Annotated in this window: 6 protein-coding genes and 1 pseudogene; 5 read left to right on the forward strand and 2 right to left on the reverse strand. The window is 69.2% G+C overall.

Annotation, left to right across the window (positions count from 1 at the left end; all coding sequences use genetic code 11):
* The first annotated feature begins 32 nt into the window (after window positions 1–32).
* Window positions 33–1,076 (forward strand): IS630 family transposase, encoded by a 1,044-nt coding sequence (locus ACWEQL_RS37635; protein WP_452155293.1) that lies wholly within the window; start codon window positions 33–35, stop codon window positions 1,074–1,076.
* A 4-nt stretch (window positions 1,077–1,080) separates the two neighbouring features.
* A pseudogene (locus ACWEQL_RS37640) lies at window positions 1,081–1,179 on the forward strand (IS3 family transposase); the annotation flags it as partial.
* Window positions 1,180–1,414: 235 nt separating this feature from the next.
* Here the strand turns inward: ACWEQL_RS37640 and ACWEQL_RS37645 are convergent.
* Together ACWEQL_RS37645 and ACWEQL_RS37650 are read right to left on the reverse strand one after the other, a co-directional pair.
* Window positions 1,415–1,897, reverse strand: a complete 483-nt coding sequence (locus ACWEQL_RS37645; RefSeq protein WP_452155295.1) for an Imm1 family immunity protein — start codon at window positions 1,895–1,897, stop codon at window positions 1,415–1,417.
* Between the two features lies 1 nt (window position 1,898).
* Window positions 1,899–6,023: a polymorphic toxin-type HINT domain-containing protein gene (locus ACWEQL_RS37650; protein WP_452155297.1), complete on the reverse strand. Its 4,125-nt coding sequence runs from the start codon at window positions 6,021–6,023 to the stop codon at window positions 1,899–1,901.
* Window positions 6,024–6,421: 398 nt separating this feature from the next.
* On the opposite strand from ACWEQL_RS37650, the gene ACWEQL_RS37655 reads away from it, so the two are divergent.
* The 3 genes from ACWEQL_RS37655 to ACWEQL_RS37665 all read left to right on the forward strand — a co-directional run bounded on the left by ACWEQL_RS37655 (window position 6,422) and on the right by ACWEQL_RS37665 (window position 10,157).
* On the forward strand, window positions 6,422–8,590 hold the full coding sequence (locus ACWEQL_RS37655; RefSeq protein ID WP_452155299.1) for a trypsin-like serine protease: 2,169 nt from the start codon (window positions 6,422–6,424) through the stop codon (window positions 8,588–8,590).
* Window positions 8,591–9,264: 674 nt separating this feature from the next.
* On the forward strand, window positions 9,265–9,843 hold the full coding sequence (locus ACWEQL_RS37660; RefSeq protein WP_452155301.1) for a hypothetical protein: 579 nt from the start codon (window positions 9,265–9,267) through the stop codon (window positions 9,841–9,843).
* A gap of 146 nt (window positions 9,844–9,989) precedes the next feature.
* Window positions 9,990–10,157 carry a hypothetical protein gene (locus ACWEQL_RS37665; protein ID WP_452155303.1) on the forward strand — a complete coding sequence of 56 codons (168 nt, stop codon included), beginning with the start codon at window positions 9,990–9,992 and terminating at the stop codon, window positions 10,155–10,157.
* Window positions 10,158–10,704: the final 547 nt, after the last annotated feature.

Genomic DNA, 10,704 nt, shown 5'->3' on the forward strand with positions numbered 1-10,704 from the left:
AGCGGTAGGGGTTCTGGGTCGTTGAACACCGCGTGACTGAACCGGTGGGGGACGCGCGACACTTGTCGCCGTCGGCGCAGGAAGCGTTGCGGCTGTGGGCGGTGGCCGCGCTGGTCGAGGGCCGGGACCGCGAGGACGTCGCGGCGGTGTTCAAGGTGTCGTTGAAGGCGGTGGACGGCTGGTGGGCGAAGTGGCCGGCCGGCGGGCGTCCGCGCGGGCGGCGGGTCGGGGACCATCAGATGTTGTCCGAGGCCGAACAGGCCGCGTTTCGGCAGGCCGTGCTCGACCACCAGCCGTGCGACCTGGGACTTCCCGGGCAGCTGTGGACACGCGCCCAGGTGGGTGCGCTGATCGCGAAGCTGTACCGGGTGCGGTTGACCGAGCAGGGGGTGGGCGAGTACCTACGCCGCTGGGGGCTGTCGTTCCAGCGTCCGGACAAGCGGGCCGTCGAGCAGGACCCGGAGGCCGTGCGTGGCCGGCTGGAGGACACCTGGCTGGCGATCCGTGCGAAGGCGAGGGCCGAGGGAGCCGAGGTGCTGTTCGCCGACCAGGTCGGCATCCGCTCCGACCAGATCACCGGCCGCACCTGGGGCGAGAAGGGCCGCACCCCAATCGTGCGCCGCACAGGCAACCACTTCCCGGTCAACGCGATGTCCGCGATCAGCACCAAGGGCCGCATGCACTTCATGGTCTTCACCGAGACCTTCGACGCCAAGGCCATGTGCCGGTTCCCCGACCGGCTCGCCGGTCGCTTCGACCGCAAGGTCCACCTCGTCGTGGACCGGCACTCGGCCCACTGCTCACGGAGAGTCCGCGCCTGGCCGGCCGACCACGCCGACCAGGTCGAGCTGCACTTCCTGCCGTCGTACTTACCCGAGCCGAACCCCGACGAACTGGTCAACGCCGACCTCAAGCGCAGCCTGCTCATGAGGCACAGAGCCCGTAACCAGTCCGAGCTGGCAGCCGAAGCCCGACGCTTCTTCCACCGGCGCCAGCGCCAGCCCCACATCGTCCGCGGCTACTTCCACGGTCCGCAGGTCCGCTACACCCTCGATGGGAACCAATTGAGTTTCTGATCAATACAACCTCCGCCGTCGCCACTCCACACTCGGCTACCTCAGCCCGGTCCAGTTCGAACAGCAGACAGCGACGTCCCGTAAGATCACCCTCGCCGCATGAAACTCCGGTGTCCACGTCCCGAGGGAAGGCTCATCCCACCACTTTGTCGAGGCCCTGGGGGGCAGGGAGGCGTCGGTGCGCCTGCGATAGGGACTCCGGCGGTGGCACAGGTGGCCGACCGGAATACCGCGGGGCGGCCCTCCGAGGTTGAGGGCCGCCCCGCTGGCATTCTGTCTTGGACTTTCGGGGCAGCGGCCGACCCGCGCCGCGATATGAGTTCGGCTCCCGGAAGTTGTCAGGAGAGTGGGGGCCGGTCGGCGCGCCGACCGGTGATCTCGCCGGCCACCCAGGTGACGCACTTGGGGCGTTGCCCCGTCCCGGCACTGATGTACTCCTGGACCGCAGAGCGGACCTGTGCGAGGGGGATGGCGCTGGCCCGATCGTGGAAGGAGACGTAGCCGGGGTCCGCTACCAGGTAGGGGTCAGCTTCGGGCGGCTGCGGGTTGTCGGAGATCCAGAGGGTTTTGCAGATCTCCCTGTCCTCAATTCCCCTGCCGGGAATCGCGCACCATATGAGGGCGCCGTAGCCTGTCGCCGCGTTCGCCGATACGCACAGGCGGCTGAAGATGTCGGCGTCGTTCTTCTCTGCGAATCCGAGCCAGGTCCGTTCGCCGATCTCGTCCTCGGGGTAGCTCGTTCCGACAACTTCCTCGATCAGGGATGAAACCTTCCCGGGGTCGTCCATCGGAAAGCTTTGGCCGTGAACAGTGAAAATCATGTCAGACATCCTCCGGGGGCCTTTGGCCGACTAGTTCCTTGAATCGCATGATCCCGCTTTTGTCACGCCACCATACCTTGAGGACGGATCCCTTGTAGAGTATGTACGGAATCACGATGAAGCAGGAGTTTGGCTCTTTGCCATTGAATCCATCCGTGACGGCATCGTACCCGCATGGGCCTTTCGGGTTGTTGATCACGATTTCCGCATACTGTTCTGTCTTCTTCCGGGCCATCCTCCACGCCAATTTCGTCTCCGCGTGAGTGGAGGCGGGATGCATGTTGTCGCCAAAATTCTGGTCAGGGAACTTCTTCAGGAATTCGGTGATCGGTCCGGTAAACTCTTCGTCGGTTCCGCTTTTCCACCAGCCCTGGCGGTCGTTGGTTCCGATGGGCACCATCGTACCGCTCGAACCGCGGAAGAATATCCTTCCCCAGGTCGTCGGCGCCTGCCTGGACCATGTGGGCAGGTCTTTGAGGGTTTGGTTGACGACGTCGGCCGCCAGGGTCAGGCATTCGTCGTTGTGGACGAGTACACCGGTTTCGCCGAATAGGACGAAATAGGTGTGGAGTCCGGTGACGGTGAGGTTGTGCGCGGGCTCCAGGCCCGTCCAGTGCCGGATCGAGGCGACCTGGGCGGTGGCACCGGTGTCGGTGAGGAGGGTGTCGCCGGGGCGGACGTCGACGGCGTCGGTCCACTGCTGGGTGTTGTGCACCCAGAAGGGGTGGTGGTCGGTCGCGGCGACAGTGGACTGCTTGCCGTCGGGTTCGGTGACGGTCAGGTCGGTGAACGCGCGGTCGTCCGGGGTGTAGATGGTCGCCTCGACAGCGCGGGGGCCGCGCTCACCGGTGAGCGGGTCGGCGGCGAGGACCTGATCGCCGACGGCGATCTTCTCGATGGGGCGGGAGGTACCGTCGCCCATGCGCACCAGGGTGCCCGGCGGGAAGCTGTTGGGGCAGGACGGCCGCATCCGCAGGTCGTCCTGCCTGCGCCACAGGTTCTGCAGGGAGGTGCCGAGCTTGCCGGTCTTGACGCCCCACTTCTCCAGGCGGGCGCCCAGGGTGGCCCAGCCGCCGATGGGGATGGTGGAGGCGCAGGACAGCGCGGCGTCCTTGTACTTGTCGGCTTCGCCGGTCAGCTGGCCTTCCATGATGTACAGGCCGCAGTTGGCGAGGCTGAACGGGACGCTGGTGGCTGGCAGGGAGCCGAAGATGTCGAAGGTCAGGTGTACGAGGTCGAGCGTGAAGTCGAGCTTTTGCTTGAGGGGGAGCCTGGCGAAGTACACGAGTGTCTTCTGCACGGGCGGGAGGTTGTTGTAGAAGTAGGCGTCCCAGGCAGCACTGACCTGCTGCCTCCACATGTAGTCGTCGTAGAGCTCCCGCTCCGCCTTGTACTCGCCGAGTGCCTTGTCGAAGACCTGCTTGAGGGTCTGGGCGTCCGCGCCCGCACGCTCGGCGGACTGCCGTGCGGCGGTTGCCGCGGCGTAGCCCTGTGCCGCGCTGTTGTAGGCCGCAGTCGCGCTGGCGTGCGCGGAGATGGCCGAGGCGGCGGCGGAGTCTGCGCTGGCTGCGGCTTTCCGTCGGGCGCTGTCGGCGGTCTTGGCGGATGCGGTGGCCTGGTCGGCCGACTGCTTGGCCTGCTGTGCGTAGGACTGGGCTTGGCTCGCCGCCGCCTTGGCCTGGTCGGCGGCTTGCCGGGCCTGCTCTGCGTAGCCGTCTGCTTCGTCCTTCGCCGCGCGGGCGGTGGCGTAGGCCTGTGTGGCGAGGGCTGCGTTGTAGCGGGCCTTGGCCGCGACGTCGTCGGCCTCGGCGATGGCCTGCTGGACTTGGGCGATGTGGACGGCGTTCAGCTGGTCCTGGCGCAGGGCGCGGTACTGCCCGGCTTCGACGAAGGCGTGGAGGATGTTGGCCGGGCTGACGAGCGCGGCTTCGGCCGCGGCGCGCATCTCGGGTCCGCCGTTGTGCGACAGGCTCGCTGCGGTGACACGGTCGTCGGTCTCCCGGGCCCGGTACTGGGTGACGGTCAGGAAGTCGACCAGCGCCTGGGTCGTTGCGGCCCGGATTGCCGCGTTGCTGGCCTCCTTGACACCTGGGCCGCCTATCTGGCCGATCCGGGTGACCTCGACGAGGTAGTCGGTGGTCGCGGTCTCGTGCTGTCCGTTCTCCACGAAGGCGTGGAGGCCGGCGGGGTCGCCCTGCAGGGCCGTGGTGGCCGCCGTCCGTACCGACTCGTAGGGGGAGGATGCGGCGAGTTGGCGCGCGCGGTCGGCATCGTCCTGCTGCTGTGCGCTCTGCCAGCCTGTCCGGGCGTAGTCGAGCATGGCCTGATCGGCGCCTGCGAGGGCGTATTCCGCAGCGGTCCGGCTCCACGGGCCGCCGGCCTTCATGGCGGTGATCGCCATCCTGCGGCCGGCCGGGACGATCTGGGCGGGGTCGGCGCCGGGCTGTGCGGCCTGGGATGCGAGTGTGTTGAAGTCCTCGTCGAGCTTCTTCGCCTCGCTGAGCGCCTTCGCGCTCGCGGCCTGCGCCGCTTCGTAGTCGGCCGAGAGGTCCTGGGCGTGATTGCGTCCGGCGTTGGTACGCGCGGCGACGTCCTCGGCCTCGCTCTTGCGGGCGAGGTCGTAGACGCTCTTCGCCTTGTCCACTCCCGCCGTGGCTGCGGAGGCCGCCGCCTGGGCCGCCTCCGAGTGCACGCGTGCCTGCTCGGTGGCCTGCGCGGCGTCACCGGCGTGCGAGGCGGCCTTCGAGGCGGCCTCGGCCGCTGCCTTCGCCCTGGCCGCGGCCGAGTTCGCCGCGTCGCGCGCCTGGCCGGCGGCGAGGCCGGCCTCGGCCGCCAGCGCGGTCGAGACCTTGGCGGCCCTGGCCGACTCCTGCGAATACCGGCGCGCCGCCCCGGATGCCGCCGACGTCTCAAGGGCGGACAGGCCCGCCTGGACCGCAGACCGGCCGGAGGCGTCCGCGGAGTCGATCGCGGCGTTGACGTTGGTGACGATTTCCGTCGCCAGCTCGTTGACACGGATGACCGAACTCGCCGCCCGGCGGGCCCTGTCGGCTGCCTGGGCCGTGCTGGTGGCCAGCTGTGCGGAGAACAGCGCGTACTTGATGCCCTCCTCGTCCGCCTTCCCCTCGGCTGCCGCCTTGAGGACGCGGGCGGTGGCCTGGTCGGCGTTGACTGCGGCGGCCGACGCTTCGGCGGCCGCGTGGGCCGCCGCCCTGGCAACAGAGTTCGCCGAACGGGACGCCGCGACCGCCGCCTTCGCGGCGTCGACCGCCCGCCGTGCCGCCTCGGCGGCCCGCCGGGATGCCTCGGCCGCGCGAGCCGTGTCGTTCAGCGCCCCCGCGGACTCCGCCGCCGCCACAGCCGCGGCCTCCTTGGCCAGACGCGCCGCCGACACGGCCCGGTCCCCGGCCTCCGTGGCCGCCGCCGCTTCCTGCTCGGCGCGCAGCCCGGCGGCCTTCACCTGCTCGGTGAGCTGCGTGATGGAGGCGGTCTCCTGGTCCTGGGCACGGGCGATGTACTGGCCGACCGTCAGGAACTCCCGCACGTCCTCGGCGGTGCCGTGCATGACCGGGTTCGTGGCGCGCTTGGTGGCTTCGCCGCCGGAGCTCTCGATCTGGGTGACCCGCACCAGATCGTCGGTCTCGCGCTGGGTGAACTGTTCCCGGTTGAGGAAGGCGTCGAGTTGCTCGGGTGTGCCGTGAAGGGCCGCGTCGCCCGCCTGCCGCACCCCTGGGCCGCCGGCGTCGGTGATGCGGGTGGCCTCCACGGCCTTGTCCTGCTGCAGCGGGGTCTGCCAGCCCTCCTTCAGGAAGGTGTCAAGGTCCCCGACGGAGCCCGCCAGGGCCTTCTCCGCCGCTTCCCTGAGACCTGTTCCGCCCTGCGCGACGATCTGCAGGGCCGCTTCCCTGTCGTCCTGGTACTCGGCTGCGGCCCTGCCGGATTCCAGGAACCGGCGAACGTCCTGCTCTGACCCCATGAGGGCGATCTCGGCCGCCGCCTTGACGGCGGGTCCCCCAGATTTCCAGAACTCGACAATCTTGCCTCGGTCCGTCGCACCCAGACCACCAGGTGGTGGTTCGTCGGCCGCAACGGGCGCAGCCGAGAGCAGGCCACCGATCAGAGCCATCGGGACGACCGTCCGGGCAAGCGCCCGGATGAACCGAAACCTCCCTTCTCTCCGGCGCCGCCTTATCGTGCCGTGATTCAAAGCTACCCCTTCGATCACCGATACCTGCTGGTTAGCCACAGACCACCAGCAACGATCGCAACTTCACTGATGATCCGTCAGTTTACTTTGCCAGGAGTGCTACTAATATTAGGTCAATTCACCCAGCGGCAGTCGAACGGTTCAATACGCGGACTTTCCGCACCAACATGCCAAAGGCTCCAAAGCATGGACTAAAGGCGCATCAGAACAGGGCTGATCGACATTTATGACCCACTAGAATTCCCATAGCCCTGCTGGTGCGAGGGCCTCGCCGGGCCCCGATACTTTGCGCTCAGATCCACGGGAAGAATGCGTACATGACTCTGAAAGCACGTCGCACGCTGACCGCAGCGGCGATAACCCTCACTGCCCTCGGCGCCACCCCGGTCGCCGACGCCGCCGCCGAACCCACCCCCAACGCCGCGGCCCCTCTTGCGTCCGAATCATTCGCCTACCCCAACGCCGATGAGGTACTAGCCCAAACCGGCGCCAAGCTCATCCGCGGCAATGGAGGCATTACCCACACCTCCTGCGCCCAGCCCCACGAGATCGAGGTCTGGGCCCGCAGCATCAGCCTGCCCCAAAACCTGATGTGCTTCTCCGCCCCCGGAGCCAGTGGCTACCTAGCCCTGTCCGTCCCCGGGGCCTTCAGACTCGCGACCTACGGCCGTGACCTGCACGCCAGTGTCACCACCAGCGGCGGCAACCAAACCGTGGACGTCCCCCGGGACACGTTCACCGGCATCGGTGAAGGAGGTACGACCCCCACCAAGGCCGTGCTCATGGAACTGCGGGTGACCGGTTCCAGCGCGCCGCCCCCAGCAAGCCAGCCCACCGACCCCGCGCTCGCCTTCGCCGCCAGACTCGACATCGGCGGCAAGCGTGCATGCAGCGGTGCGCTCGTCGACCAGTACTGGGTCATGACCGCGGCCAGTTGCTTCACCGACACTCCCGACAACCTGTCCACGGTCCCCGCCGGTGCGCCAAGGGACAGGACCGTTGCCACCGTCGGCCGCACCGACCTCGCCAACACCGGTACCGGTGCGGTGGTCGACGTGGTCGAACTCATACCCCGCACCGACCGTGACCTGGTTATGGCCCGCCTCGCCTCCCCCGTCCAGGGCGTCGAGCCGCTGGCGATCGCCACCTCCGCGCCGGCCGCCGGGCAGGCGCTGCGCGTGCCCGGCTACGGCCGCACGGCGACCGAATGGGTGCCCACCAAGCTCCACACCACCACCCACACCACCGGCGCCATCGCCGCCACCGGTATCGACACCGCGCCCGTCGCAGGTGCGGCCCCGCTGTGCCAGGGGGACGCCGGTGCGCCGATGACGCTTGATCGGAACGGCACGAGCGAACTCGTCGCCATCGCCACCCGTTCCTGGCAGGGCGGCTGCCTGGGCACGCCCGCGAGCGAGACCCGCACCGGCGCGACGGCCACACGTGTGGACGACCTCGAGCAGTGGATCACCAGGACCAGGCACTCCACCCCGTCCGGGACGACGGTCAGCTCCTCGCCGTACACCGCGGTCGACCCCGCCACCGGACACCTGATCACCTTCGTCCAGGACAGCAACAACCACCTGTGGTCCGTCGACCCCCAGGGCGAAGGCTGGAGCGACCTGGGCGCCAACGCCGCGGCCAGGCCCACCACGATCGTCAACCCGGCCAACAACCACGTCATGGTGTACGTCAACGGCCAGAACAACCAGCTCTGGTCCTACGACCGCAACACCCGCACCTGGCTCCGGTTCGACCGGACCAGCGCCGGCACCGTACTCGCCGCCGACGCCGTGCCGCACACGGTCGTCGACCCGGCCAACGGACACCTGATCACCTTCGTGCGCGACACCGCCAACCACCTGTGGTCCGTCGACCCCCAGGGCGAAGGCTGGCACGACTTCGGCGCGTTCGCCGCCGGCGACCCCGTCCCGGTGGCCAACCCCAACGACGGCCACATCGTCGTCTACGTCAACGGCCCGGACAACCGGCTCTACTCGATCGACCGCACCGGCGGCAGGCAGGTCCGGTTCGACCCGACCACCTCGGGCACCGTCATGGCTCCCGGCTCCGCCCCGGTGACCGTCGTCGACCCCGCCAACGGGCACTTCACCACCTTCATCCGCGACACCGCCCACCACCTGTGGTCTGTCGACCCGCTCGGCCCCGGCTGGCGCGACTGGGGCGCCAAGGCCGCCACCGACCCCTTCGCCGCCGTCAACCCCGCCGACAACCACGTCATCGTCTACCTCAACGGGCCCGACAACCAGCTCAACTCCCTCGACTACACCACCGGCACCTGGACCCCCTTCATCCCCACCCCCGCCGGCACCGTCCTCGCCACCGACACCTCCCCCCACACCGTCGTCGACCCCGCCACCGGACACCTGATCACCTTCGTCCGGGACACCAACAACACCCTGTGGTCCGTCGACCCCCGAGGCCCCGGCTGGGCCCGCTACCACGGCGGCCCCTCCGCCCCCTGACCCCCAGACAAGCCCCCTGAACCTGAGAAGGATCGGCCCTGCTGGCCAGCAGGGCCGATCCTTCCGAACTCGTAGGCCTTCACCCGCGCGCCGCAGCCTGGTGGCGAGACCGGCGCGATCGCCGGGCGCAGTGGCTGAACGTGCTGCACGACCGGGAGTCCTTCCTGGGTCTCCATGTTGCCTGGGCCGGTGCGGTCCGGGCCGCGGCAACACTGCCCCTGCGCGGACGTCGGCAGTCCCTCGGGGTGCGACGCGGAGAGGGTTCCAGCCAACGGCGGCACGGGATGGCATGGAGGGACAATCCGGGGACGACTGCCGGGCCACGGCCTGACAGCCGCAGCGACGGGAGCGGGAGGACGGCCACCTTGCCGAGACGGTTCGTCGACGGAAATTCCGGGGCGTTCCGGCCCCGGCTGTGGCCATAATGGCCCGCCCGACGCGGTCCCCACCAGGGATGGCGTACGCGCACAGGAAATCAGGAGACACCCCCGTTGGCACTTCCCACCGCACGCATCGCACCGGTGATGCTGGCACTTCTCGCCTTCACCGTCGGCTGCTCGGCCTCGGCCACACCGCCCCCGTCGGCAGGTGGGGACCGGAGCGCTCCCGCGCCCGTGGCCCCCACCCCCTCGACAGCCCCAGCGGGTGCCGCACCGTGGCGCACTCTCGCGCCCTTGTCCCGGGAACAACTGACCGCCGCTCTGGTGCCCGTCGCCGATCTGCCGCCGGGCACCACCACCGAGCCCGAGAACGGCACCGCGATGACGAACGCGATGGCCACCGCGGCACAGCACTACCCGGCCTGCGCACCGGTCCTCACCGCCATGTCCGAGCGACCCGAGAACTCCGTTCGCCGCTGGTACATCACAGGCAACAACGTCCTCGGCAACCGGACCCTGGTCGACCTCGCGAGCTTCTCCGACGGCCGCTCCCGGGAGCGGTTCGACGCGCTGCAAAAGGCCGTACACGGAGGCGGCTGCACCGGCTTCCGGCTGAGCGACACAGGGCCGCACCTACGGATCGAGCCGATACCCGCCCCGGCACCCGAGGCCCCGGCAGTCGGCTTCCGCATCGTCTCGCCCACCGGTGCGATCACCTCCCAGGGAGGATCCACCTGGGTCTACCTCTACACAGCGATCGGCGACAACCGCATCCTGTTCACCACCCGCGACGACACCGCCCACGCACCGGCCCTGCGCACCGACCTGGTGAACGCCCAGACCCGCCGACTCACCACCACACCGGCCAGCTGACCCCAAGACCGGCGCTCACCCCGGCAGGACAGACCGCGCCGCCCCGGGCGGTGCGCGGCGGACCGTCTCGGCGCCGGCCGCGAACTGCGCAACAAGCTCGCCCACGCCGACCTGACCGGCACCGCCCTGCGGTCGTGGTGGTGCCCATGGTGCGCGCCGCCTTCGACGCCGCCCACCTGCTTTTCCCCGCTCCCACCGGCCGGGACAGAGCCGTAGGAGAGGACGGAAAAATCTATCAGTTCGACACGGAAGGTATCGTGATGAACCCAGGCGAGAGGACATGGGATGTCGCCGGCATGCAACGCAGCCAGTGACCCGGAGCAGTACACCTATCTCTGGGACGGGTCGGAGCCCGGTTGGGTCCTGTGTCAGAACAAGATCGCTGATATCCCGACGATCTTCAATCGGGTCACCCGCATGCTCCTTCTGATGGAGGACAGCGACGAATGGCGTGCTCTCTCAGAGACGATGCTGAGCCACGGCGTTCCGCTGCTGGACGGAATCCCGCCCGAGGAGTAGCCGAACGGTCAGGTCGAGCGGCAACGCCGACTCGACCTGACCCCGGGCGCTTCAACCTCACTGAGCCGCCGGTGATCCGCAGCAGACACCTACACCCGGGATCGGGTCAACCAGCGGCGCAGGCGCAGCAGCTGATGCGGCACCGGGGCGGCCCACCGCCGGAGGCGGCCGGCGCGGGCCTCGAAGACACTGAGCCAGGTGAGGGCCGCTGCGACCCGACACCGACACGGCCCTGTAGGTTCTGCGCGTGACAGCCACCGATGACCGACGTTTCCCCGCCGCACTGGCCGCCACGCTGGCCGTGCCGTTCGACTACGACGGCGGCCAGGGCATCGACTTCGA

This window comes from Kitasatospora sp. NPDC004240, from assembly GCF_053603215.1.

What these genes read in the sequence shown, in the direction of transcription:
- ACWEQL_RS37645 (WP_452155295.1), bottom strand. Translation starts at nt 1,897, where the DNA reads ATGATTTTCACTGTTCACGGCCAAAGCTTTCCGATGGACGACCCCGGG.
- ACWEQL_RS37650 (WP_452155297.1), bottom strand. Translation starts at nt 6,023, where the DNA reads ATGGCTCTGATCGGTGGCCTGCTCTCGGCTGCGCCCGTTGCGGCCGAC.
- ACWEQL_RS37655 (WP_452155299.1), top strand. Translation starts at nt 6,422, where the DNA reads ATGACTCTGAAAGCACGTCGCACGCTGACCGCAGCGGCGATAACCCTC.
- ACWEQL_RS37665 (WP_452155303.1), top strand. Translation starts at nt 9,990, where the DNA reads ATGGTGCGCGCCGCCTTCGACGCCGCCCACCTGCTTTTCCCCGCTCCC.